The organism is Hamadaea sp. NPDC050747 (genome assembly GCF_040654195.1).
Lineage (GTDB): Bacteria > Actinomycetota > Actinomycetes > Mycobacteriales > Micromonosporaceae > Hamadaea.
Genome location: NZ_JBFAHM010000003.1, coordinates 349228 through 372359, shown reverse-complemented (window position 1 = coordinate 372359; position 23132 = coordinate 349228). Strand labels below are relative to the sequence as shown.

The window sequence follows — 23132 nt, the reverse complement described above, 5'->3', positions numbered from 1 at the left end:
TCGCGCGGGAAACCAACGGGGGTCAGGGGGTGGTGGAGAGGGCGCGGAGTTCGACGACCAGGGACTCGGCCGGGTTCAGCCGGGGCGCCCGCAGACCCACCGTCGAGAGCACTGCTCCGGACGCGGTGAGCCCGTCTCGCCAGGCCGGATTCCGAGCAGGTCCGCCCAACGCGCCGCTGACTTCGGGCAGGACGCGTACCTCGTAGGACCGGGCGGGATCGAGGCCGGGCAGGCGCAGCGCGGGCGGTGCAGTGTCCAACGGCGAGGTCAGCTGCGCGTAGCAGTAGACGGCGTGCTCCCGGTCGGCCGCGACGACGCCGTGCAGCCAGGCGGCCGGATCCGGATGGTCGGCCCGGACGACGTCCCCGGTGTGCAGCAGCGGTCGCAGTCGCTTGTAGAGCGTGATCCACGCGGTGAGCTGGTCGAGTTCGGCCTCGCCGAGGGACGTCAGGTCCCACTCCAGGCCGGCGTGGCCGAAAAGGGCAGTGGCCGCGCGGAACGGGAGGTCGGCGTACCGGCCGGTGGTGTGCGCGTGCGGCGGCCCGACGTGCGCCCCCATCAGCTCCGGCGGGAGCAGCAGACCGGTCCAGCGCTGGATCGCCTGGCGCTCCAGGGCGTCGTTGGTGTCCGAGGTCCAGACCCGGTCGGTGTGCTCGAGGATGCCGTAGTCGATGCGGGCGCCGCCGCCCGAACACGACTCGATCTCCAGCTTCGGATGGCGACGGCGCACCTCGGCGAGCAGGCGATAGACGGCCAGCGTCTGGGCGCGTACGCCCGCCGTCCCGGCGTGCACGGCTTCGACGAGGTCCCGGTTGTGATCCCACTTGATGTAGTCGATGCCGTACTCGGTCACCAGCGACGAGATCCGGTCGAGCAGATACGCGTACGCGTCGGGGTGGGCGACGTCGAGGACGACCTGGTTCCGGGCGAGCACCGGCCACCGGCCCGGCGTGGCGAGCACCCAGTCCGGATGCTCCTCGGCCAGCCGGGAACGGGGATTCACCATCTCCGGCTCGAACCACAGCCCGACTTGGAGGCCCAGCCCGCGTACGTGGTCGACGAGGGGATGCAGCCCGTCCGGCCACACCTCTGGGTCGACATACCAGTCGCCGAGGCCGGCCCGGTCGTCGCGGCGGCCGAGGAACCAGCCGTCGTCCAGGACGAACCGCTCGACTCCGATCCGGGCGGCGACGTCGGCCAGCGCCTTCAGCCGGTCGAGCCGGTGATCGAAGTAGACCGCCTCCCAGGTGTTCAGCACCACCGGGCGGGGACTGCGCGGATGGTTCGGCCGGGCGCGAAGTTCGCGATGGAGAGCACTGCTCAACCCGTCCAGCCCCACCGGCGAATACGCGAAGTACGCCCAGGGACTCGCGTACGCCTCACCCGGCGCGAGGCGTACCTCGCCGGGGAGGAGCAGCTCACCGCCGCCGAGCAGGCTCACGCCCTCCGAGAAACGTTCCGCCGCATGGACGTGGTCGCCGCTCCATCCGATGTGGACTGCCCAAACTTCGCCGGTACGGAAGCCGAACCCCGGCGTACCGGCGACGAGCAGGCCGGTCGCGTCGTGCCCCGTATGCCCCCGGCGGTTCTCCCGCACGTGCGAGCCGTGCTGGAACTCCGCCCGCTGCGGCTGCTTCTCCCGGGGCCAGCGACCGGTGAAATCCAGCAGTTCCCGAGCCTGCCCCGGCAGCGGGAGCAGTGCTTCCAGGCGATCCAGCGTCCAGACCCCGTCGCCGGTGTTCGTCACCGTGTGCCGGATCCGCAGCACGCCTTGCGGGCTCAGGACCAGCTCGCTGACGGTCGCGATGCCCGCCGGGCCGTCAGCCGCCTCGACGACCACCCGGCCGCCACCGGCGGGGTCGATCTCGACGAGAGGTTCACCGCTGACGGTCAGCCGCTGGAAGGGCCACGTGCCGTCGCGATGCCCGGCGAGCCCGGGGCGACCGTGCCAGCCGTCCGCCTGCGCCGGCAGGAGCGTGATCGGCATCGGCTCGTCGACCTGCAAGGCGAACGGCTGCGTGGCGGCCGCGAAACCCTCCAGCGATCCCAGGTCAGCCCCCCAATGCAGCACCCGAGGCAGCTTCGGGCCGGACAGGTCCAGCACCAGCGCCGAGTCGTTCGCCCGCAGACACACCAAGGTCATGTCGGCGAGGATATCCGCCGGGCGGCCATCGGCGTACAAGTCAGGAACAGGCCGGACGCTCCACGAGCCGTGCGCCCGCCGGCGTGAGCAGATGGCAGCGCTCACGCCCGGCGTTCTGGGTGACCACGAGCCCGACGGCCCGCAGAACGCCGACGTGCTGGCTGACCGCGGCCAGGGAGAGATCGGCGCGGCGAGCGAGTTGCGTGGTCGTCGCACCGCCCGCGAGCATCAGCAGTTTGACCAGCTTGGCCCGGGTATGCCCCATCAGCGCGCCGAGCTGCTCGTCCGCCTGATCCTCCAACTCGCAGCTCACCGGCTGGACGAGGACGGCCTGACCGCCGCGGCGCAGGAGCATCGGATGATGGCCGACGAAGACCGACGGCTGGACGAGCAACCCGCCCGCCGCGGCGACCGGCTCGTCGGGACCGGCCACCCGCAACGTCGGCGGCGCCCAGCGGACCTCCGGATGCAACGTGGAGAGCAGGCCGTCCAAGCCACCGTCGAGCAACGTCCGGCCGAGCCGCACCCGCTCGGCGGCGACGAACTTCTCGATGCGATCCCAGTACGGCTCGATCGCCGCGCGCTCGAAACCGGACCGATCGGTCACCTGCCGGTAGCGGAAACGCTGCGCCATCTCCCCGTGCCACTCGACGAAACACGGCAGCGAAGGCCGGCGCAACATCCGCAGGCTGAGCTGGAACTCCAGCTCGGGGTCGGCTCCTTGCGCGACGGTGATGCGGCCGAGATCCGCCGCGGACAGACGCAGCTCCATGCGGTGGGAACGCTGTGGGCGTCCCGATCCGTTGCCCTCCCGCGCGGCAATTGTCCGCGCAGGTCCGCCGATCATGAACTAACGGTCGTGATCGACCGGCGTGTCGTGTGCCGGCCGCCCTGATCGTTCCCCGGGCGGCCTGATCGACAAGCCGCCCGGGTGGAGCCGTCAGCGGGGCGCCACGGGCAGCCGCGTCACCCCGTGCATGAGCAGCCCCGGCCGCCACTCGAGTTCGTCGAGCGGGACCGCCACACGCAGCTCGGGATAGCGCCGGAGCAGCGCGGACACCGCGATCTGCGCCTCCAGCCGGGCGAGCGGAGCCCCAAGGCAGTAGTGGATGCCGTGGCCGAAGGCGACATGGCCGCCGGCATCGGTGCGGGTGGGGTCGAACTCGTCGGGCGCGACGAACGCGTCGCCGTCCCGGTTGGCCGACAGCAGCGAGATGATGACGATCTCGTCGGCCGGGATGGTGACGTCGCCGTACGTGACGGGCTCGGTGGTCAGGCGGAGCGTCGAGGACTTCACCGGGCTCTCGTATCGCAGGATCTCCTCGATCGCACCCGGCACCAGCGACGGGTCGGCTCGGAGTTCGTCAGCCCAGGACGGGCGCTGCAACAGCACGTAGACCGCGTTGCCGATCAGGTTCACCGTCGTCTCGTGCCCGGCCAGCAGGAGCAGGAAGACCAGCGAACTCAGTTCGTCGGCGGTCAGTCCCTCACCGGCGTCGCTGGCCTGGATCAGACTGCTGAGCAGGGCGTCGTCGGGTTCAGCGCGCTTACGTCCAATGAGGTCCGCCACGTACTCCGCAGTGGCGGCGACCGCGGCGTACATCTCCTCCGGGGGCGCGGCCGGACCGGCCACCATCGTGTTCGACCAGCTCCGGAAGGCCTCCCGATCGATCTCCGGTACGCCGATCAGCTCGCAGATGACGGTGAACGGCAACGGAAAGGCGAAGTCGTCGATGAGGTCGACCTCGTCCCGGCCCGCCAGTCCGTCGAGCAGCTCCTCGGTGAGCTGTTCGATCCGGGGGCGGAGACTTTCGACCCGGCGAGCGGTGAACGAGGCGGAGACCAGGCGGCGCAGCCGGGTGTGCTCGGGCGGGTCGAAGTTGAGCATGTGCTCGCTCATCGCCTTGCGTACCTCGACCGGGAACGGGGCGCCGCCGGTCGGCCGGAGGGACAGGGCCTGCTTGGACAGTCGCGGATCGTTCAGCGCTCGCTTCACGTCGGCGTACCGGGTGATCAGCCAGCCGACCGCGGTCGGCCCGATCGGAATCTGGTGGGCGGGGCCGGATTGTCGCAGGTGGGCGAGGGTCTCGTGAGGACTGGCGGCCGTCGATGTCATAGCCCCGAGTGTGGCACGGCGCACACTATGTGTCGGCTGTGCCCGAAGGGTGATTTACGGACACCGCCTTACGGTGGCATGCTGTCGCAGTCTCGCGGGGAGGAACGAACATGTCAGGCGTTCAGGCGCTACGTCCGGGCGATGTGGTGGAAATCGCCGGATACAAGCTGCTTGGACGCTTGGGTCAGGGCGGCATGGGCACGGTCTTCCTGGCCGAGTCGCCGGCCGGCCAGCAGGTCGCGCTCAAGGTCATCCAGGATCACCTGCTCGACCAGCCGGAGTTCCGGGCACGGTTCAGCGGCGAGGTCGAGCGGGCGAAGAACGTCCCGCCGTTCTGCACCGCCGAGGTGCTGGACGCCGATCCCGAGCACGAGCCGCCCTACCTGGTGGTGGAGTACGTCGACGGGCCGACGCTGTCGGAGATCGTCCGCGAATCCGGCCCGTTGTCGGGCGCCGCGCTGCACTCGCTGGGCATCGGCATGGCGACCGCGCTGACCGCGATCCACAACTCGGGGGTCATCCACCGCGACCTGAAGCCGGCCAACGTGCTGCTGCCTCGGGGCGGGGTCAAGGTGATCGACTTCGGCCTCGCCCGGGCCAGCGCGGACGGCACCCAGCTCACCCAGACCGATCAGGTCATGGGCACCATTCCGTACATCGCTCCCGAGCGGCTCGGGCCGGTCGACCGGCCGATCTCTCCCGCGGCCGACGTCTTCGCCTGGGGCGCGGTCATGGTCTACGCCGCCACCGGCCACACGCCGTTCGGCGGGGACACCCCGGCCGCGACCGCGGTGCGGATCATGACCGAGGAGCCGAACCTCGACGGGGTCGGCGCCGCGCTCCGCGACCTCGTCGCGCAGACGCTTCAGAAGGATCCGGCCGCCCGGCCCACCGCTCGCGAACTGCTGGACCGGCTGGTCTCGCTCGGTGCGACCTCGCACGTCTCCAAGGACGTGCTCCGCCCGGCGGCCGCCGCCCAGGCGATGGAGCCGACCTCGCTCGGGCTGCTCGACGACGGCGGCGACACCGGTCCGATGATCGTCTCGACTCGGCGCCGCCGCTCGATGGTGCTCGTCGCCGGGCTCGCCACGGTCGCGGTGCTGGCCGCGGGCGGCGTGTTCTTCTCCAGCTACCTGCTGAAGAAGACCGACGCGAACGCCAACACCCCCACCACACCGACAGCCTCTCCGTCGGCCGCGGTGACGGTGACACAATCGCCCAGCCTCGCCGTCTCCCCCAGCGCCGACCCACTTCCGCAGCTCAAGGCTCCTCTCGGCTGGTACGAGATCATTCCGCCCAGCGCGCTCACCGCCCCGCAATACTGGCAGGAAAGCGCCGCGTGCAAGTTCAGCCCCGAGGGCTACACCGCCACGACCACCACCGGCGTCGCGCAATGCCACATCGTCCCGCCCCGCAACGCCCGGGACGTCGCGGTGGGCGTCCGCCTCCAGCTGGTCACGCCGAAGACCTGCGCCGCGTTGTGGTTCCGCTTCTCCCCCAAGACCGGCGGGTACGCGATCAGGCTGTGCCCGGATTCGGTGGGACTGTACGACTACCGGCCGCCCGCCAAGCCGGGCGGGAAATGGACCTCGGTGCCGATCAACAATTGGCCGCAGCCGGCCGGGACGTCGCTGGCCCTGAACGTGCCGATCGACGTCGAGATGGTCGTCGAGGCCGATCGCGTCTCGCTGACACTCGACGGTCGGCCGCAAGGCGCCCGGCCATTGTCTCGATTGGACTCCGGTTCGGTGGCGATGGGGATTTACCAGATCGGGGCGTCCAAAGCGGCGTACTCGGTGATGTTCACCGATTTCACGTTGTGGGAGGGGCCGACGGTCTCGAGCTCGCCGTCGCAGTCGGCGAGTCCCAGCTCGTCGCCGTCGGCGAAGGTCTCGAAGAGCCCGAGCCGGAGCCCGACCGCCGGTCCCACCGTGACCCCGTGAACCGTGAAGCCCAGCGCCGGACGGCGCTGGGCTTCATCGATCACCTCCGTCAGTGCCAGATGTAGTACCGGTTCCACGGAGCCTGGTTGTCCGGGTCCTCCTCCTCGTCGTCATACCCGTAGCCGCCGCCATGCGGGCTCGGGCTGCCGATCGGGCTACGGCTCGGGCTAGGGCTGGTGGAGGCGCTCGGGCTCGTGCTCGCCGACGGGCTCGGGCTGCCGATCGGGCTACGGCTCGGGCTCGGGCTGGTGGACGCGCTAGGGCTGCTCGACGCGCTCGGGCTCGTGCTCGGGCTGACCGACGGAGACGGCGACGGCGAGGCGCTCGCCGGGCAGGTGTGCGTCAGGTTGATGAACTCGGCCGTACCCGTGATCACCGCGCTCGCGCCGAAGAGCGTCCACCCCGCGGGCGTGACGATCCACGCCTTCGAGACGTCCGGCCCGCCGTTGGCGAAGTTCCCCGGGTCGAGGGCGGCGGTCTTGGTCACGGTGCCGTTCGGGCCGAAGTCGGCCGTCAAGGAGACGAAGTCACCGCCGGTCTCATAGCCGCCGGGGATGACGAACACCCAGACGTCCTGACCGGCGAAGGGGCCTCCACCCTGGTTCGCGGCGCACTGCTGGTCCCCCGGCTTGTACGCCGCGGCGGTGGTCGGCGCCTGCCCCTCATGCAATTGCACGACGGTCTGCGCCCAGGCCCGCTGCGGTTTGTGGTTCGCGCCGGCGAGCGCGATCAGGCCGATCACGAAGATCGCTCCGGCCAGCCCGACGGCGACCAGCGCCCGGGTCGCCGTCTTGTCTATCTTGAGCACGATGCCTCCACTAGGAATTGGCTTCTCGCTCAAATAACGACAAGTCGGTCAAATCGTGTTCACCCCGAATAGCTGGTCCGGCCGCCGCCGATCAGCCGTACGCTGGAGGGATCGAACGGGGGGTGACCTGCATGAACACCATCGAAGTGAAAACCTTCGAGAAGCCCGACGAGACCCGCATGTTCCAGGGCAACGGCATGGCCGACATCGTGATGCTCGGGGACAAGCCGGTCGCGCGGGGAACGTTCGAACCCGGCTGGAAGTGGTCGCTGAACGTGAAGCCGCTTGCCGGGACGGAACTGTGCGAGGTACAGCACCTCATCTATCTGCTCCAGGGCCGGATGCGCGTCCACATGAAGGACGGCTCCGAGCAGGAGATCACCCCGGGCGAGGTGGCCTTCATCCTGCCCGGCCATGACGCCGAGGTGGTCGGCGACGAGGCTTGCATCGCGCTCGACTTCGGGGAGATCGCGACCTACGCCAAGCAGAGCTGACCGCGTGACGAGCTGAAGGCGTAGGCCTTCCGGTCTACGCCTTCTTCTTGGGTTGGGCCGCCTTCTTGGGCTGGTTCAGCCGGATCATGTTCCCGGCCGGGTCCCGGAACGCGCAGTCGCGTACGCCGTAAGCCTGGTCCGTCGGCTCCTCCAGCACCTCGGCGCCGGAGGCCCGGATGTGCTCGAAGGCGGCGTCCACGTCGTCGGTGGTGAAGACGAGCCCGCGCAGCATGCCCTTGGCGAGCAGGTCCGCCTGCTTCTCCTTGTCCTCCGGTGAGGCCTCCGGGTTCGAGTCGACCGTCTCGATCGTGATCTGCAGCTCCGGCTGGCTCGGCGGGACGACGGTGACCCAGCGCATGCCCTCGAAGGCGATGTCGTTACGGACCTCGAAGCCGAGCACGTCACGATAGAAGCCCAACGCCTTGTCGTGGTCGTCCACCAGAATGAAGCAGTGCGAAACCTTGATGTCCATGGCCGTCACGTTACGCCGAGGCGGTCGACCGAGCCGTCCGGATCGGCCGCGTACGCATCTTGGTGAAGCAGGCCGGGATGGCCGCCACCGCCTCGTGCTCCCGAGCCCGGTAAGCGCTCGGCGTCTCACCGACCAGCTCGGTGAAGCGTGAACTGAAGGAGCCGAGCGAGGTACAGCCGACCGCGAAGCAGACCTCGGTCACGCTCAGATCCCCCCGCCGCAGCAGCGCCTTGGCCCGCTCGATCCGGCGAGTCATCAGATAGCTGTACGGCGTCTCCCCGAACGCGGCCCGGAAACTGCGCGCGAAATGGCCCGGCGACATCAGCGCCTGCCGGGCCAGCGCGGGCACGTCGAGCGGTTCGGCGAAGTCGCGGTCCATGCGGTCGCGCGCCCGCCGAAGCCGGACGAGGTCCTCCCGGTTCATCCGTCCAGCATCGCACGCCGGCATCATCGAGGTCTTCGCGGCGGAAGGGCCGGCCGCGGCCGACCGCCGATCTTCGCCGCCAAGCCCGAGAGATCGGCTCTCATCAGGTACTGCGAATACATTCACTCTCCGGCATGATCGCCGCAGCGCATCCCGTCGATTCCTCGAAGGTGATCGGAGCCCGCGATGAGTGACTCGCAGCCGGACGCTGCCCGGCGACGCGTACCGAAGTTCCTCGTCAACCGCGACTTCGCGCGCCTCTGATACGGGCAGGCGATCTCCACGGTGGGCGACTTCGTCTTCGACACCACTGTCACGGTGTGGATCGCCACCCAGCTGCTTCGGGACAATCCGTGGGCACCGGCCGCCGTCAGCGGCGTCATGCTCAGCGCACTCGCGGCGATCATGATCATCGGCCCGCTCGCCGGAGTCTTCGTCGACCGCTGGTGTCGTGGCGGTCCTGGCACTGCTCAGCCTGCTTCCGCACGGCACGATCCCGATCTGGGCGTGGCTCGTGCTGCTCTACGTCTCCGTCATAGTGATCAATTCCGCGGGCCAGTTCTTCAACCCCGCTCGCTTCGCCACGATCAGCGACATCGTGACCGGTGAGGCCGACCGGACGAAGGCTTTCGGACTCGGGCAAGCGACCTCGGCGACGGCCGCGATCCTCGGGCCGCCCCTGGCAGCTCCGATTCTCCTCAGCGCCGGCGTCGGCTGGGCGCTGGCACTGAACGCGTTCTCGTATGCCGTCTCCTACTTCGCGATCTGCTCGATCACGTTCCCCGCCGCCGGGCTGGCCGCAGCGGACCGACCGGCCGAGAAGCCGGCGTGGTGGACGGACTTCGCAGCCGGGCTGAAAGTATTCGTCCGGAACCGATTCCTGGTCGCGTTGATGGTCGTCTTCGTCCTCTCGTCCCTCGGAACCGGCGCCATGACGACCCTGCTCGTCTTCTTCATCGGCGAGAACCTGCACACGGTCCCCGAGATGCTGGGCATCATGACGATGGCCTACGGCCTGGGTTCGATCATCGGCGCACTGCTGTCCGGCCGCCTCGTACGCCTGCTGACGGCACGCCGCCTGACCTGGCTGGGCCTCATCCTCGGCGGCAGCCTGTTCGCCCTCTACACCCGGCAGACGAACTTCGCCGCCGCGCTCGTATTGATGTTCGTCGTGGCAATCCCCGTGGCCGCCATGAACGCCAGCCTGAGCCCGCAGTTGATCGCGGTGACGCCTCGCGAATACCTCGGGCGCATCGTCTCGGTGGTCACACCCGTGAGCACCGCGGCCACGCTCCTTTCCGTCGTGCTGGGCGGCTGGCTGGCCAGCACGGTGCTCCTCGACTTCCACGGCGAACTGTTCGGCCTTCATCTCGGCAGGATCGACACGATCTTCACCGTCTCGTCGGCATTGGTCATCACGGCCGGCATCTATGCGTACTTCGCGCTGCCGCCGACTCCTCCGGCCGCGGCGGAACCCGAGCGCGAGGGAGCCGACCAGCCGGCCGTGGCGGCGTGAAAACGACATAACGGACAGTCGAAGGGGTGGCGGCCGGCGGCAAGCTCGGCCGCCTCGGCGAAACGAGAAACGCCCTGGTCGGAGGCTAACCTCGAACCAGGGCGCTTCTTCTACGGGTGGAGACGAGGGGACTCGAACCCCTGACCCCCACACTGCCAGTGTGGTGCGCTACCAGCTGCGCCACGTCCCCGCAGGTCGCTCGGTCGCCCGAGCACTCGCACGATATTACACGGCCGCCGACCAACGGCGAAATCGGGTATCACTAGTTCAACGACGGGTCGGACGGGTAGTGGGCGACCGCCGCGAGCAGGCCGCCTTGACGCCGCCACACCATGCCCCAGAGATCATCCGGGCGGGCGGAGAAGGCGTCGGAGGGCAACGACTGGCAGACGTGCCAGGAGCCGGTCGCGATCTCCGCCTCCAGCTGACCGGGTTCCCAGCCGGCGTACCCGGCGAAAACCCGGACGGTCTCGAGGCGCTCGCGCATGCCGGCCGGATCGCGGGAGAGGTCGACGGTGCCGATCTGCCCGACCACCCGGCTGAAGCCTAGAAACCCGGCGACTCCGGAGCGGGCGCGGGCCACGCAGATCGCCGAGTCGGGCTGGACCGGACCGCCTTCGAACAGGACCGCCGGATCGGGCGTGAGGCTCTCCCAGCCGGGCAGGACTTCACGGACGGACGTGCCGGTCGCACGGTTGAGGACGACACCGAGGGCGCCTGACTGCTCGTGGCCGAGGATCAGGACGACGCTGCGCTCGAAGTTGGGATCGCGCAGGCCGGGCGTAGCGACCAGCAGATGACCCGTCAGCTCCATGCGCTCCACGCCCGATGTCATGGCTTGCACCATATCCGTCCGCCCCGGTTGCGGATAAGGTCTGCTCCATGAGCCGGAGCGCAGACCTCGCAGTGATCGGCGGATCAGGACTATATGCACTGCTCGCCGACGCCGTCGAGCAGAAAGTCGACACTCCTTACGGCGACCCGTCCGATGTGATCACGATCGCTGACGTGGCGGGTCGGAGCGTCGCCTTCCTGCCCCGGCACGGGCGCGATCACCGGCTCCCCCCGCACCGGATCAACTACCGCGCCAACCTTTGGGCGCTGCGGTCGCTGGGCGTACGCCAGATCCTCGCGCCCTGTGCGGTCGGCGGGCTGCGGCCGGAGTTGGGGCCGGGCACGTTCGTCCTGCCGGACCAGGTGGTCGACCGCACGTCGTCGCGCGTACGCACCTTCTACGACGTCGGCGCGGTGCATGTGAACTACGCCGACCCCTACTGCCCGGCCGGCCGGTCGGCGGTGTTGCGTACGGCGGCGGAGCGGGAGCACGCGATCGTCGACGGCGGCACGATGTTCGTGATCGAAGGGCCGCGCTTCTCGACCCGGGCCGAGTCGCGGTCCTACACCGCGGCCGGTGGCAGTGTGATCAACATGACGGGCGAGCCGGAGGCGACTCTCGCCCGGGAGCTGGGGCTCTGCTACACCTCCATCGCGCTCGTCACTGATCTGGACGCGGGGGTCGAGGGCGACCACGGAGTCACGCAGGAAGAGGTCTTCCGAGTCTTCCGGGAGAACACCGAGCGGTTGCGTGACCTGCTGCTCGCCACGCTCGCGCAGCTGCCGGAGGAGCGCGCCTGCCCGTGCCCGTCCACCCTGGACGGGATCACGCTCCCCTTCGAGCTGCCCTGACCGGTCCGAGCGCCGGCGCTCTCGACAATCCGGCCGTCAGCCGGGCTCGCCGAGATCGGTGCAGTAGGCCTCGTAGAGCAGGTTCGCGCCGCGCTGCCGATGCGAGCTGACGTCTTCGACGAGGTGGCGGGCCCACGCCCGCAGCCGGTCGACGTCCATCGGCTCGGTCGGCGGCGAGGCGTCCAATGCGGCCAGGATCGCTCGATGGTCCTCGACGAGGGCTTGTACGCCCGGAGCCAGCCGAGGCGCGTCCCGCAACACTTTCGCGTACGCACCGCCGGGACCTTCGGTGTCGCGTACGTGGGCGAGTAGTTCTTCGCGGAGGGCCTGCACTCCGGCGACGACCCGATGGGTCCAGCCGTCCCCGGCGGGTGGCATCGCCACCGTTTTGGCCAGGCCTCCAACGGCGAGTGGAAGTTCATAGGACATTCCCGCACCTCCCCGGAACAGCGGGGCTGGAACTTCGATGGTCCCGCGCTCCGGCCGCGCTGTCCAGGGTGTGAACAGGCCATTAAGGCGTTGATCATGAACTTTCGGACAGCGACACACCGTCGACAACGACCATTAGTTCATGATCAACGCGAAAAAAGAGGGGGTTAGTGGGTGTAGCCGAGGGGGCCACTGACGGCGGTGGCGATCGCGGCTTCGGCGTCGGCCGACGCCCCGGCTCCGACGACGTACACCGTGTCGATCGAGCCTGCCGTGTTCACCAGCCACTCCTTGGTCTTGTCGTCCACACCGGATGGTCCGGCGAACACGGCCTGACCGTTGAACGAGTGGGCGAGCGAGACGGCGATCGCGACTTCCAGCGGGGCGGCGGGGTCGGCGACCACCGCGAGGCGCGGACTGCCCGAGAGCTGGGCGAGAGCGGACATGGCGGAGTCACCTTCGGCGTCGATCTTCGTGACCGTGGTCTTCGACGACTTGCCCGGCCAGCCGCCGGCGAGCGCCTGCTGCGCGGCACTGCCGATGACGTAGACCTCGGCACCTTCGTAGACGGCCTGGAGCGCCGCCTTGCTCGCGGCGGGCAACGTGCCGCCGTCGGTGAAGATGAGGCCGCCCGGCTGGGCCACGCCCGCGACGGCGGCCGCCAGCTTCGGGTCCTTGCCGTCCACGACCAGGACGCTGTCGATGTAGCGCACCACCTTCGCGGCGGACGCGGCGACCGCGATCGGGTCGGCGCCGGTGATCCGCTCCGGCCGGAAGCCCAGCTTCTTGAGCGCCTGCGCGGTCGGAGCCGACAGCACGTCCTCCCCGCCGACGAGGTACACCGTCGGGCCGTTGTCGCCGTAGGACTTGTCGATGGTGCCGAACAGCCGCTTCAGCTCCGCCTCGACCGGCGCGTCCAGGCTCGCCCCGGAGGTCAGCAGCAGGGGGCCGTGGGCGGCCCAGGCGAGCTGAGCGGCGACCAAGGCGTACTCCGGCTTGGCGGCGGAGGCGAGCACGACCCCGTTCGCCGGCTCGTCCGCCTCCGACGGCATGTACTGCTTCATCGTCGGATAGCGCAGCTTCGAGGCGGCGATCGCGGTCGCCACCGGGTCCGTGCCGGTCACCCGCGCTACCTTGTCGCGGGCCACGGGCAGATAGGCGGCCACGCCCGGCGTCGAGGACACCGCCTGCTTGTCGCCACCGGTCGCGGCCACACTCTCGATGCCCGTCGGCGTCGAGTACGCCACCCGCTGGCCGTCCGCCGACCACACGAGGTGGCTCGGCTGCTGCGCGCCGGTGGTGATCGTGGTTGGCTTGCCGGCCTTGTTCCGGCCGAACTCGACCTTCGCCACGGCGACCTGACCGTCCCGGGCGACGTACGCGACCTGCTTGCCGTCCGGCGACAGCGCGGGGTCCGTCCCGGCGGCGATCTTCACGCCGTACGGCTCTCGCTGGTTCACGTCGATGACCCAGACGTCAGTGCTCTTGGCGGTCTTGGCCACGTACGCCACCTCCGCCGTCTCACCGACGAGTTCGGCGCTGATGACGGCGTTGGCCTGGGAGGCGCCCGTCTCCGGCAGATCCGGTCCCAGGTAGGCGGGCGTCACGACGTCCTTCGAGTAGCTGACGGCGCTCCCGTTCGCGCCGGTCTGCAGGAGGCGGGCGACGCCCTTGCCGTCGGTCTCGGTGAACAGCACCCGGTAGCCGAACCACGTCGGCTCCGACCGGGTGAAGCCCGCCTTCGCCTTGGTCAGCACGACCCGCGCGCTGCCGTCCGGGCGGCTGGTGGAGATGTTGCCGTCGCCGTCGACGAAGGCGATCCGACTGCCGTCGGGTGACCACGCGGCGTCCTTGACCGTCGTGGGGAAGGTCACCTTCTGGTCGCCGATCCGCACAACGGCGGTGCCGTCGGAGATGAGCACGGCACCGGCGCTGATGGCTGGGCCGGCCGACGGGCTGGCGCTCGGGTCGGCCGAGTCCTTCTTCTCGCCACAGGCGGCGAGGACGGCGACGGAGGCGATCAGGACGGCCGCGGTGGCGGCACGCTGACGAGTGAGCAGAGTACGCAATGGAGTCTCCTGGCTGAGGGGCACGCGTCCGAAGGTCGCACACCGGCGGACGCCGAGCGGAACGGTATCAGCGACCGTCCAGATAGGCGGTGAAGCGGCGAGTGGCCGATTCCTCATCCGACAGGAGATACTCCGGGCACTCGAGCGTTGCCGGGTCCGGCTGCGAGATTGCCGACACCAAGCGGGGCAACTGTTCTTCCCCGCCGTCGTGCGGCAGGAACTCGACGACCTCGGCGAACCGGAACATCATCACGTCGGCGTACCGGAACTCCAGGCTCGCGAAGCCGACGACGGCTCCGCCGGCGCTCTTGCGCTCGCCGCGGGCCATCCCGGCGTGCCGGCCGTCCTGGCTGCGGCGGGCGGTCGGCTGCGCCAGGTAGGGGCACACGACGGCGGCGTACAGCATGCAGTCGCGATGCCCCGGAGCCTCCACAGTGGCCGCCTCGTTCCGGTACACCTGCCCGGCTGCGATCGCGGCCGCGATGGCCGCCGCCTCGGCCGCGCCGACCACTCGCCAGACGGGTCCGGTTGCCATCGGCGTACCGCAGATGGAGCAACGCCGTTCCACGGCGCAGATGTAGCTGCGCGCGGTGCCGGTGGCCGCGAAGCGTGGCTGCCCGTCGGCCCAGGGCGTGATGGCGAGGACGGGATAGCCGCGATCGTCGCGGGGCCGGGCCGCGACGGCGGCAGGCATGGGAACGTCGGCCGGGCGCACCAGGCAGTTCCTACCGGTCTGGGGGAGGTGGCGTCAAGACCGGGCCGGGCACACCACGAGATCGCCCGGCGCCGGCACGCGGGCCTGCGCCGAGCAGTCGAAGCGGGCCGCAAGCAACGCTCGCACCTGTGGGTCGGCGCGGGCGACGGAGAACCATCGTGGGCTGATGACCACGTACCGGGCGGACGTGTCGTCGGTCAGGCACCGGAGGTTGTCGGCGTAGCTCGGGTAGGTGCGGGCCTGGGGCACGTAGGTGCCCCGTTGCAGCCACTGTGGCGACGGATAGCGGCAGGACGTCGGGTTTCCCATCTTGTACGCGAGACTGCCGAACGCGAGGTACAGCACCGGGGTGTCCCGGCCGAGCCGGGTGCTCAAGTCCTCGTACGCCGCGTTCCGGACCCCCATGACGTTCCGCGCGTCGGCGTTGTAGCCGCTGAAGGCGTACGGGCTGCCGGGGAGGCAGGCGGCCAGCATCGCCACCGTCGCCGCCCCCGTGCCGAAGACGGTCGTCCAACGACCCGCCCGATCCGGGTCCGGGCCCGGTCGCCGCAGAGCGAGCACGGTCCACCCGGCGATCAGCACCGCCGCCGCCAAGTACGCCTTCGAGACCGAGCCCAGCTGGGCCAGTCGCCAGCCGACCGGCTGACGCACCACAACCATGCTCGCGAGCGAAGCGGCGACCAGTCCGACGCCCAACGGCAGCCGGGCTCGCCGATCCCGGCCGAAGGCGGCGCCCCAGACCCCGGCCGCGAGGACGGGCACCACCGCGAAGTGGTACATGAACCACTCGCCTTGGGCGTACGCCGACGAGACGGACAGCCCGGCGATCACCACGGCGAGGGCGTACCAGTGGAGCCGGCGGCGCGCCAGGACGATCACCGCCGCCGGGGCGAGCACGACGATCGGGCTCATGATCATGACGTCGTACGCGGCCATCCGGAACTTCCGGAAGTCGGTCAGGTTGGGCGCGTGGTGGATCGGCGAGTCGTGCACCAATGCCGCCTGGTCAGCGAACCACGTCCACTCCCAGGGCAGGAACTGTTTGGTGAGGAGGTACCAGAGGCCGGTGAAGACCGCCGCCGCGGCCGCCGTCCACAACGCCCGGCGTACGCACAACGCCGCTATCAGCAACAGGGCGATCACCGCGATCGGGGCGGTCGCGAGCTTCACCGCGACGGTCAGGAACGTGGCGAACCCGCCCAGCACCGCACCGAGCCACCAGCGGCGGGGCGCGCAGGCCGCCCCGACGGCGAGCACTCCGGCCATCGCCGCGACCCAGTCCGGTTGCAGGAAGTGCCAGGGCGGCGAGATCAACAACGCGGCCGTCGTGGCGAGGGCGCTCACCGCCGCGACCGCCGGTCGGCAGAAGCGGCGCAGTCCGAGGTGGAGCACGATTCCGACGCCGATGATGACGAGGTCGGCCGCCAGCCGGACGACGGCGTTCTTGCCCGCCCACGAATCCGTGCCCGGCAGCAGCGCCCGGAAGGCGTCGAGACCGGCCAGGAACAGCCGGTACGCGATCGGTCGCGCGACGAAGACGTCCCAGACGCTCACCCCGCCCCGGCCGGCCGCCTCGAGCCCGCCGACGGCGTACGCCACGTCGCCGTTGAGCGGCAGCCACAGGGTCAGCAGCAGGGCAGGCAGCAGCACCAGCGCGGGTAGCCACCGCGTTGCCCGGTTCTTCGTCTCGCCCGTACGCACCGGCTGAGTCTCGGCCGTCCGCACCGGCTCCGGTAATGACACAATGAGAGCATTATTCACCGTTTTGACCGATGTGACGGGGATAACGGGATGACTTCGCGGGGGCGAGACGTTAGTCTTGACGAAGTCGTTCACCCGAACGGCGCCCTTACGGGGGTGACAGGTTTCGACCGCGTACGTTGCGGCAGGAGAAGCGAGCCGAGGAAGTCGACGCCGTCTCGTTAATCGACGTCGAAAACCAATAAGCGCCAAGGTTAATCGCGCTGACCTCGCTCTCGCCGCCTGAGGCGAGTAGCAGGTCTGTCGGTCTAGGGACGCCTACGCCCTAGTTCACCGGCATCAGTTAGTAGGCTGGCCAATCCGGTCCTGTCGCGGGGCTGGTGCGGTGAGATCAATCGCGACTGGGCCCGCCACACCGACTCGCTCGCGTGATCGGAGGGGCCGAGAGAGGCACAGCGAGCTGCGCTCGGAGAAGCCCTGCCAAGGCGGCGAGGGACCGGGGTTCGATTCCCCGCACCTCCACTTGGCGAACGGCCCCGGACTTCGGTCCGGGGCCGTTCTCATGCCCGCGCCTGATCCGTCGCGCCCGATCCCTTTCGCGCCGGATCACGGATCCAGGTCGAATCATGCGTCAAGATTCGACCGAGAACCCTGATCCAGCGCCCGGAGGGCAAGTGCAGCGCCCGGAGGGCAAGTGCAGCGCCCGGAGGGGGCAGGTGACAGGGGGTCAGGCTTTGGTGCAGGAGGTGCCGTCGACGGTGCAGGCGGTCACTCCCCCGCTGCCGATCCCGAGCAGCGCGCCACCGCTGAAGGTCACGATGAACGCGACGTCGCTGCCCGAGTTCACGACCTTGCTCGCGTCCTTGGGCGTGATCGTGACCGTCCCTCCCGACTTCGCGACCTGCACCGAGGCCGAGTTCGAGTCCACGGTGGCCCCCGACGGGACGGTGAGGACGACGGTCCAGCCGCTGTGCGGCGAGGTGCCCGGGTTGTGCACAGTGACCGTCACCGCGACCTGGTAGCCGAGCAGGCCGGTGGAGCTCTGGGTGGCGTACTCGGCGGTGAGGGCGGGCTGTGCGAGCGGCGTACCGGTGGCCGACGTCTCCAGGCTCGGCGAGCCCGAGACGCCGCCGGAGGCGCCGGGCGACGGGACGCCGCTGGGCGTAGCGGTGCCCGGCCCGGTGGTACCGCCGGTGGGCAGGACGAACGGCGACTGCGCGGGCAGGCTGAACGCCGGGTCGTGCGTGGCCACCGGGTAGGACGCGGGCGGTCCGTCCACATGCACCGGCCGGGTGAGCCACAGCCAGCCCACGGTCACCACGATCATCGCGACGGTCACCGTGATCGCCGCTGCGCGTACCCGCTCGTGCAACGGGAACGCGGTGGCGAGCCGGCCCGCGAAGCCGTGGGGCGGCGGGGTGATCTCGGAGCTTTCCTCGTCGAGTGGCACCGGGCGGTGACCCACCCCGGCCGTGACCGCCGGGTCGCTGAGCGCCCACGGGTCGGACGGGTCGCCCAGGTCGTCGCGCGGCGCGGCCGAGGGCAGCTCGTTCTCGACGCCCACCGCCGCGACCACCGGTCGCTGCACGCGCTGGCGCGGGACCGAGCGGGGCTCGCCCGTCGCGGCCCGGTCCAGGACCGCGGGCAGTTCTTCCCCGAAGAGCTGCTGGTACGCACGACGCAGCTCGCGCCGCCGGAGCGTGCCGTTCACCCCGAGGAAGCCGGTCTGGCTGACCCGCAACCGGGTGCCACCGGTGAGCTCCTCCAGCTCCCAGCGCACCTCCGCGTGCAGCTGGTCGCCGCGCCACCGCATGACCAGCAGCCGCTCCGGGCCGACCGAGACGACCTCGATGTCGAACGGCCCGGTGAATCCGGCGATGCCGCTCGGAAAGGCGCGGCCGACCGCGCCGGGCAGCGGCTCCAGGTCGGTCTGCATGAACCAGGTGGCGAGGACGCGACGATCTGTCAGCGCCCGCCACACGCGGTGCGGTGGGTGCGGAAGATCGACATCAACGCTTATCTCGCTCACGAGCTGAAATATATTCCGTCTTCGGCCAGGGGCGCTGTCCGGCATTCGCCGGATGTCGCGTCACGCCGACGGGCAGGGAAACTGCTTTCCGTCGATGGTGCAGGTGACCGGAACGGCAGGGGTACGTCCGTCGTAGAACGCCCGGATGCCGAAGCCGACACTCTGGCCCGGCGCCAGATCCTGCACGGACGAGAACACGGCGTGAGTCTGCGTGGTGGTCTTCATCGAGGCGTTCCAGACCTGGTCGATCCGCACCGGCTTGGCGAACTCGACCTCCACCGTCCAGCGAGCCGCCGTCTTGCCGGTGTTGGTGACCACGAACTGGGCGACGTAGCCGCCGGCCCAGTCGTTGAGCGGCATCGCGGTGGCGGTCATCGTGGTGGCCGCCACCGACTCCGTCGACCGGCTGACCGACACCGTCGGGCTGGGGCTGGCCGACCGGCTCCGGGTCGGCCGAGGGCTGGCGACACTGGGGCTCGGCGTCGCGGCGTCGCTGGGCGACGGGAGCACCGTCGGCTCCAGACTGATCGAGACGTCGATCGGGCCGGGAGTGTCCGAACTCCACGGGAAGACCAGTGGATCACCGCCACCCTGCCCGCCCGCGAGCGCCCAGCCGCCGACGACCATGACGAGGGTCAGGGCGACCCCGCCCGCGCCCAAGAGCAGCGGGCTGACGGTACGGCCGCCGCGGCGCCGGCCGGCCGGTGGAACGTCGGCGAAGTCCTCGGCGTCCTCGTCAGCCGAAGCGTCACTCGCGGCGACGGCCGGCAACACCACCGTCGGATCCGCCGCGGCGAACTCGTCGTCACGCCGGTGCCTAGCCACTGCGCACGTCCTCCCAAGACCCGAGGGGATGAAGCCTCAGCGGAGATTACCGTCTGAGCGCGCCGCGAACCCTTGCCCGGTCGGCTATTCGATTCCCTTGTTCCGGCGGCCCAGCGCCCGCTGGATCTCTCGGTTGGCGTCCCGGGTCGCGAGATCCTGCCGCTTGTCGTAGGACTTCTTACCGCGGGCGAGGCCGAGTTCCACCTTGGCCCAGCCGTCGGCGAAGTAGAGGCTGAGCGGAATCAGCGTCAGCCCCGACTCGGACAGCTTCCCGAGGAGCTTCTGGATCTCGGTGCGGTGCATCAGCAGCTTCCGCGTACGCCGGGGCTCGTGATTGGTCCACGTGCCCTGCGTGTACTCCGGGATGTGCAGCTGATGCAGGTAGATCTCGCCGTCCCGCTCCTGGGCGAACGCGTCGACCAGCGACGCCCGGCCCATCCGCAACGACTTGACCTCGGTGCCGGTCAGTACGATCCCGGCCTCGAACGTGTCGAGGATGGCGAAGTCGTGGCGGGCCTTGCGGTTCGTCGCGACGACCTTGCGGCCCTTCTCCCGTGGCACGGCTGCTCATCCTCCTGCTGCTTCATCAACCGTGCGAGTCTACTCGGGCGCTAGCAGAGACACCCAGGCAAATACGGGAGCGGGTTCACCGGGCGGCCGTCAAGGCGTACCTCGAAGTGAAGGTGGTTGCCGGTGGAGGCGCCGGTGGTGCCGACCCGGCCGATGAGCTGCCCCTGGCGTACGCGTTGCCCGTCGGACACGAGGATCCGGGACTGGTGGCCATAGCAGGTGCTCATAGTCTTCCCGCCCGACCGCCCATGGCGTACGCAGGTGTAGTTGCCGTACCCCCCGGCCCAGCCGGCGTAGGAGACCACCCCGTCCGCCGCGGCGTAGATCGGCGTACCGCCGTCGGCGGCCAGGTCGACCCCGGCGTGCAACTGCCACACGTGGTAGTACGGGTCGTACCGCATCCCGAAGTCGCTGGACTTCCAGGCGTTGCGGACCGGCAGCAGCAGCCGGGCGCCCGGTCGCAGCACCGGTCCGCGATTCCGCTGCGCCGCCTCCCAGGAGCGCAGCCGAGCCGAGATCCGGTCGGACTCCTCCTGTTGTTCGCGGTACTGGCGCAGGACGGTCGCGCGCTCGGAGTCGGCGATGTCCTTGGCGGCCTTCCGCTCGGCGACCAACTGCACGAGGGCGGCCTGCGCGTCGGCCGCCTCCTGCTCGGCCGCCCGTGCCTCGGCGAGCCGGTCGTGGGCCGCCTTCTCGGCGTCGGCGGCCGCCCGCCGGGCCAGCTCGGCCTCGTTGGCGGCCTCCCGGGCGGCCAACCGCGCCGCGCGGGCCCGCCCGATCGCGGCCTGCTCGTGCTCGGTGATCCGCTGGAGGTAGCCGACCCGCTGCACCATCTCCTCGGGTGAGCGCACCTCCAGGAGCATGTTGAACTCGGCCACCGCGCTGCCGGTGTACGCCGCCACCGCGAAGGCGCTGAGTCGCTCCCGGGCCGCCGCCACCGCCTGTGTCCTCGCCTGCACGGCCGCCTCGGCCGCCTGCTGTGTCCGCGCCGCCTCGGCGGCCTTCCGCTCGGCCGTCCCCGCCTGCACCGTCGCGGCCGTCACCGACCCTTTCGCGACGGCGATCCGGTCCTCGGCCGCCGGTAGCGCCGCGACGGCCGCCTGATAACGGGTCACGGCGTCGGCGGCCCGCTGGGTGGCGCCTTCGAGAGCCGCGCCGGTCCGCTTGAGTTCGGCCTGAATCCGGCTGTAGTCCCCGCGCGGGTCGTCGGGTCTCGCGTACGCGGACGGCATGCCGCTCAGCAGGGCGACCGCCATGGCCACGAGCGCGATGACCGGCCGGTAGAACCGGTTGCGGCGTCGCATATCGGCAGCTTACCGATATACGACGCCGCAACGGCGAAATACCCCTAAAAGGGAGCTACTTCTTGATGTACGCCCGCAGCGTCACCCAGCCGGTGGCCGCGCTGATCAGGGCGCCGATGCCGGCCAGGACCGGCAGCATCAGCAACACCGTGCCCCACTTGATCGGCGTGATGATCTGTTGCAGCTCCTTGAGCGAGCTGTCCATGAGGAAGACCTTGCCGCAGACCAGGAGGAGGAAGGCTATGAGCGCGCCGAGCACCGCCGCGAAGACCGCCTCGAGCACGAACGGCGCCTGGATGAACCAGTTCGACGCGCCGACGAGCTTCATGACGGCGACTTCTCGCCGTTTGCTGTATGCCGCGACCTGGATCGTGTTCGCCACCAGCAACAGTGCCGCGATGCCCATGACGACGGAGACGATCAGGGACATGCTCTGGATCGAGCCGATGATCCCGAATATCTTCTCCAGCAGCTTCTTCTGGTCGACCACCTGTTTGATCCCGGCTATGGGCTGATCAGCCCCGGCCGCGGTGGTCGTGGTGTCGGTCGTGCCGGCGCTGGCCGCCGGGGAAGCGCCCGCGGAGGTGCTAGCCGACGGGGCCGGAGTCGCTCCCGTGGTGTCGGAGTCGCCCTGGTCGAGGCCGGCTGCCTGCTCCAGGGCCGCCGCGAACTGGGCCGACTTCTCGGGGTCCTTGAGGGTGACCCGGAACGAGGCCGGCAGCGACGCGGGCTCGACCGACTTGACCAGGTCGGGCAGGTCCTTGAACTGCTCCTTGAAGCGGTTGTACGCGGTGTCCTGGTCCTCGTAGAAGACCTTCTCGACCGCGGGGTCCTGCTCCAGCCGGGTCTTGAGGTCGGCCCGCTGCTGATCGGTGATCTCCGGGGTGAGGAAGACGGAGACCTGGACTCGGGCGTAGTACCAGTCCTTCATCTCGCCGACCTGCCAGTACAGCATCAGGCTGGCGCCGAGCATCGTCAGCGACACCGCCATCGTGATGATCATGGCGATCGTCATCGTCACGTTGCGCCACAGACCGACGAAGACCTCGGTCAGGACGTATTTCGCGCGCATCGGGGATATTCCTCCGCCAGGTTAGGGGGTTCGGATCGGTCTGCGGGTCAGGCTCAGCCGTAAACGCCTCTGGCCTGGTCACGAACGATCCGGCCGCCCTCGATCTCGATCACTCGGCGGCGCATCTGGTTCACGATGTTGGAGTCGTGGGTCACCATCACCACGGTGGTCCCGGTCCGGTTGATGCGATCGAGCAACCGCATGATCTCGATCGACGTGTCCGGGTCCAGGTTACCGGTGGGCTCGTCGGCCAGCAGGATCAGCGGCCGGTTGACGAACGCCCGCGCCACCGCGACACGCTGCTGCTCACCACCGGAGAGTTCATGGGGGTACCGGTGCTCCTTGCCGCCGAGGCCGACCAGCTCCAGCACCTCGGGCACGACGCGCCGGGCGACGGCCTTCGACTTGCCGATCACCTCGAGGGCGAACGCGACGTTCTCGTACGCCGTGCGGTTGGGCAGCAGCCGGAAGTCCTGGAAGACACAGCCGATGGAACGGCGGAACTTGGAGATGCTCCAGCCCCGGATGGAGGTCACGTCCTTGTTGTTCACGTAGACCTTGCCCCGGTTGGGGGCGATCTCGTGCAACAACATCTTGATGATGGACGACTTGCCTGAGCCGGACGGACCGATGAAGAAGACGAACTCGCCCTTCTCGATCGAGACCGACACGTCGTCCAGTGAGGGCCGGGACGCCTTCGGATAGGTCTTGGTCACATGCTCGAGCCGAATCACGGGACGAGAGTCTAGCCGGTCATCCTCGGCTGTGAACCGCCGCGGCCACTCCGCCGAGGACAAACCTTCACCCTTTCGAACA

The 23132-nt window shown here is 69.8% G+C and carries 22 protein-coding genes, 1 tRNA gene and 1 other RNA gene; 5 read left to right on the top strand and 19 right to left on the bottom strand.

Going from position 1 to position 23132, the window contains the following annotated elements; genetic code table 11:
* Nucleotides 1–22: 22 nt before the first annotated feature.
* The 3 genes from AB0H43_RS08115 to AB0H43_RS08105 all read right to left on the bottom strand — a co-directional run bounded on the left by AB0H43_RS08115 (nt 23) and on the right by AB0H43_RS08105 (nt 4259).
* Nucleotides 23–2143 (bottom strand): alpha-galactosidase, encoded by a 2121-nt coding sequence (locus AB0H43_RS08115; protein WP_359998232.1) that lies wholly within the window; start codon nt 2141–2143, stop codon nt 23–25.
* 40 nt (nt 2144–2183) lie between these two features.
* Entirely contained in the window at nt 2184–2915 is a 732-nt protein-coding gene (locus AB0H43_RS08110; RefSeq protein WP_359998230.1) for a winged helix-turn-helix domain-containing protein, read from the bottom strand.
* A 168-nt stretch (nt 2916–3083) separates the two neighbouring features.
* Complete coding sequence (locus AB0H43_RS08105; RefSeq protein ID WP_359998228.1) at nt 3084–4259, bottom strand: cytochrome P450; 1176 nt, start codon at nt 4257–4259, stop codon at nt 3084–3086.
* A gap of 110 nt (nt 4260–4369) precedes the next feature.
* On the opposite strand from AB0H43_RS08105, the gene AB0H43_RS08100 reads away from it, so the two are divergent.
* On the top strand, nt 4370–6202 hold the full coding sequence (locus AB0H43_RS08100) for a serine/threonine-protein kinase (protein WP_359998226.1): 1833 nt from the start codon (nt 4370–4372) through the stop codon (nt 6200–6202).
* 49 nt (nt 6203–6251) lie between these two features.
* Here AB0H43_RS08100 and AB0H43_RS08095 read toward each other — a convergent pair whose 3' ends face one another.
* Nucleotides 6252–7010 carry a hypothetical protein gene (locus AB0H43_RS08095; RefSeq protein WP_359998225.1) on the bottom strand — a complete coding sequence of 253 codons (759 nt, stop codon included), beginning with the start codon at nt 7008–7010 and terminating at the stop codon, nt 6252–6254.
* 131 nt (nt 7011–7141) lie between these two features.
* On the opposite strand from AB0H43_RS08095, the gene AB0H43_RS08090 reads away from it, so the two are divergent.
* On the top strand, nt 7142–7504 hold the full coding sequence (locus AB0H43_RS08090; RefSeq protein WP_359998223.1) for a cupin domain-containing protein: 363 nt from the start codon (nt 7142–7144) through the stop codon (nt 7502–7504).
* Between the two features lie 34 nt (nt 7505–7538).
* Here AB0H43_RS08090 and AB0H43_RS08085 read toward each other — a convergent pair whose 3' ends face one another.
* From AB0H43_RS08085 to AB0H43_RS08075, 3 genes are all read right to left on the bottom strand, one after another.
* Complete coding sequence (locus AB0H43_RS08085; RefSeq protein ID WP_359998221.1) at nt 7539–7976, bottom strand: VOC family protein; 438 nt, start codon at nt 7974–7976, stop codon at nt 7539–7541.
* Nucleotides 7977–7986: 10 nt separating this feature from the next.
* Nucleotides 7987–8400, bottom strand: coding sequence for a helix-turn-helix transcriptional regulator (locus AB0H43_RS08080; RefSeq protein WP_359998220.1), 414 nt, complete (start codon nt 8398–8400; stop codon nt 7987–7989).
* Between the two features lie 122 nt (nt 8401–8522).
* On the bottom strand, nt 8523–8813 hold the full coding sequence (locus AB0H43_RS08075) for a hypothetical protein (RefSeq protein WP_359998218.1): 291 nt from the start codon (nt 8811–8813) through the stop codon (nt 8523–8525).
* 38 nt (nt 8814–8851) lie between these two features.
* Between AB0H43_RS08075 and AB0H43_RS08070 the strand changes: the two genes are divergently transcribed.
* On the top strand, nt 8852–9916 hold the full coding sequence (locus AB0H43_RS08070) for an MFS transporter (RefSeq protein ID WP_359998216.1): 1065 nt from the start codon (nt 8852–8854) through the stop codon (nt 9914–9916).
* A 117-nt stretch (nt 9917–10033) separates the two neighbouring features.
* Here the strand turns inward: AB0H43_RS08070 and AB0H43_RS08065 are convergent.
* A tRNA-Ala gene (locus AB0H43_RS08065) sits at nt 10034–10106 on the bottom strand.
* 72 nt (nt 10107–10178) lie between these two features.
* Complete coding sequence (locus AB0H43_RS08060) at nt 10179–10751, bottom strand: YqgE/AlgH family protein (protein ID WP_359998215.1); 573 nt, start codon at nt 10749–10751, stop codon at nt 10179–10181.
* A 47-nt stretch (nt 10752–10798) separates the two neighbouring features.
* On the opposite strand from AB0H43_RS08060, the gene AB0H43_RS08055 reads away from it, so the two are divergent.
* Nucleotides 10799–11602, top strand: coding sequence for an S-methyl-5'-thioadenosine phosphorylase (locus tag AB0H43_RS08055; RefSeq protein WP_359998213.1), 804 nt, complete (start codon nt 10799–10801; stop codon nt 11600–11602).
* A gap of 36 nt (nt 11603–11638) precedes the next feature.
* Here the strand turns inward: AB0H43_RS08055 and AB0H43_RS08050 are convergent, their stop codons facing one another.
* From AB0H43_RS08050 to AB0H43_RS08035, 4 genes are all read right to left on the bottom strand, one after another.
* Nucleotides 11639–12031, bottom strand: coding sequence for a hypothetical protein (locus tag AB0H43_RS08050; RefSeq protein ID WP_359998212.1), 393 nt, complete (start codon nt 12029–12031; stop codon nt 11639–11641).
* A 167-nt stretch (nt 12032–12198) separates the two neighbouring features.
* On the bottom strand, nt 12199–14124 hold the full coding sequence (locus AB0H43_RS08045) for a cell wall-binding repeat-containing protein (RefSeq protein ID WP_359998210.1): 1926 nt from the start codon (nt 14122–14124) through the stop codon (nt 12199–12201).
* Between the two features lie 43 nt (nt 14125–14167).
* Nucleotides 14168–14815, bottom strand: a complete 648-nt coding sequence (locus tag AB0H43_RS08040; protein ID WP_359998208.1) for a hypothetical protein — start codon at nt 14813–14815, stop codon at nt 14168–14170.
* Between the two features lie 33 nt (nt 14816–14848).
* Nucleotides 14849–16558 (bottom strand): hypothetical protein, encoded by a 1710-nt coding sequence (locus AB0H43_RS08035; protein WP_359998206.1) that lies wholly within the window; start codon nt 16556–16558, stop codon nt 14849–14851.
* A gap of 110 nt (nt 16559–16668) precedes the next feature.
* Here AB0H43_RS08035 and ssrA point away from each other — a divergent pair.
* Nucleotides 16669–17041: a transfer-messenger RNA gene (gene ssrA, locus AB0H43_RS08030) on the top strand.
* Nucleotides 17042–17243: 202 nt separating this feature from the next.
* On the opposite strand, the gene AB0H43_RS08025 is transcribed toward ssrA, so the two are convergent.
* The 6 genes from AB0H43_RS08025 to ftsE all read right to left on the bottom strand — a co-directional run bounded on the left by AB0H43_RS08025 (nt 17244) and on the right by ftsE (nt 23050).
* Nucleotides 17244–18545, bottom strand: coding sequence for an SRPBCC domain-containing protein (locus AB0H43_RS08025; protein ID WP_359998204.1), 1302 nt, complete (start codon nt 18543–18545; stop codon nt 17244–17246).
* A 60-nt stretch (nt 18546–18605) separates the two neighbouring features.
* Complete coding sequence (locus AB0H43_RS08020; protein WP_359998202.1) at nt 18606–19370, bottom strand: cellulose binding domain-containing protein; 765 nt, start codon at nt 19368–19370, stop codon at nt 18606–18608.
* A gap of 84 nt (nt 19371–19454) precedes the next feature.
* Nucleotides 19455–19931, bottom strand: a complete 477-nt coding sequence (gene smpB / locus AB0H43_RS08015; RefSeq protein WP_359998200.1) for an SsrA-binding protein SmpB — start codon at nt 19929–19931, stop codon at nt 19455–19457.
* Between the two features lie 50 nt (nt 19932–19981).
* Complete coding sequence (locus AB0H43_RS08010) at nt 19982–21244, bottom strand: M23 family metallopeptidase (RefSeq protein WP_359998198.1); 1263 nt, start codon at nt 21242–21244, stop codon at nt 19982–19984.
* Between the two features lie 55 nt (nt 21245–21299).
* Nucleotides 21300–22316: a permease-like cell division protein FtsX gene (locus tag AB0H43_RS08005; RefSeq protein WP_359998197.1), complete on the bottom strand. Its 1017-nt coding sequence runs from the start codon at nt 22314–22316 to the stop codon at nt 21300–21302.
* A gap of 53 nt (nt 22317–22369) precedes the next feature.
* Nucleotides 22370–23050, bottom strand: coding sequence for a cell division ATP-binding protein FtsE (gene ftsE, locus AB0H43_RS08000; RefSeq protein ID WP_359998195.1), 681 nt, complete (start codon nt 23048–23050; stop codon nt 22370–22372).
* Nucleotides 23051–23132 lie beyond the last annotated feature (82 nt).

What these genes read in the sequence shown, in the direction of transcription:
- AB0H43_RS08115 (WP_359998232.1), bottom strand. Translation starts at nt 2,143, where the DNA reads ATGACCTTGGTGTGTCTGCGGGCGAACGACTCGGCGCTGGTGCTGGAC.
- AB0H43_RS08110 (WP_359998230.1), bottom strand. Translation starts at nt 2,915, where the DNA reads ATGGAGCTGCGTCTGTCCGCGGCGGATCTCGGCCGCATCACCGTCGCG.
- AB0H43_RS08105 (WP_359998228.1), bottom strand. Translation starts at nt 4,259, where the DNA reads ATGACATCGACGGCCGCCAGTCCTCACGAGACCCTCGCCCACCTGCGA.
- AB0H43_RS08100 (WP_359998226.1), top strand. Translation starts at nt 4,370, where the DNA reads ATGTCAGGCGTTCAGGCGCTACGTCCGGGCGATGTGGTGGAAATCGCC.
- AB0H43_RS08090 (WP_359998223.1), top strand. Translation starts at nt 7,142, where the DNA reads ATGAACACCATCGAAGTGAAAACCTTCGAGAAGCCCGACGAGACCCGC.
- AB0H43_RS08085 (WP_359998221.1), bottom strand. Translation starts at nt 7,976, where the DNA reads ATGGACATCAAGGTTTCGCACTGCTTCATTCTGGTGGACGACCACGAC.
- AB0H43_RS08080 (WP_359998220.1), bottom strand. Translation starts at nt 8,400, where the DNA reads ATGAACCGGGAGGACCTCGTCCGGCTTCGGCGGGCGCGCGACCGCATG.
- AB0H43_RS08075 (WP_359998218.1), bottom strand. Translation starts at nt 8,813, where the DNA reads ATGATCATGATCGCCGCGAGTGCGCTGAGCATGACGCCGCTGACGGCG.
- AB0H43_RS08060 (WP_359998215.1), bottom strand. Translation starts at nt 10,751, where the DNA reads ATGACATCGGGCGTGGAGCGCATGGAGCTGACGGGTCATCTGCTGGTC.
- AB0H43_RS08055 (WP_359998213.1), top strand. Translation starts at nt 10,799, where the DNA reads ATGAGCCGGAGCGCAGACCTCGCAGTGATCGGCGGATCAGGACTATAT.
- AB0H43_RS08050 (WP_359998212.1), bottom strand. Translation starts at nt 12,031, where the DNA reads ATGTCCTATGAACTTCCACTCGCCGTTGGAGGCCTGGCCAAAACGGTG.
- AB0H43_RS08010 (WP_359998198.1), bottom strand. Translation starts at nt 21,244, where the DNA reads ATGCGACGCCGCAACCGGTTCTACCGGCCGGTCATCGCGCTCGTGGCC.
- AB0H43_RS08005 (WP_359998197.1), bottom strand. Translation starts at nt 22,316, where the DNA reads ATGCGCGCGAAATACGTCCTGACCGAGGTCTTCGTCGGTCTGTGGCGC.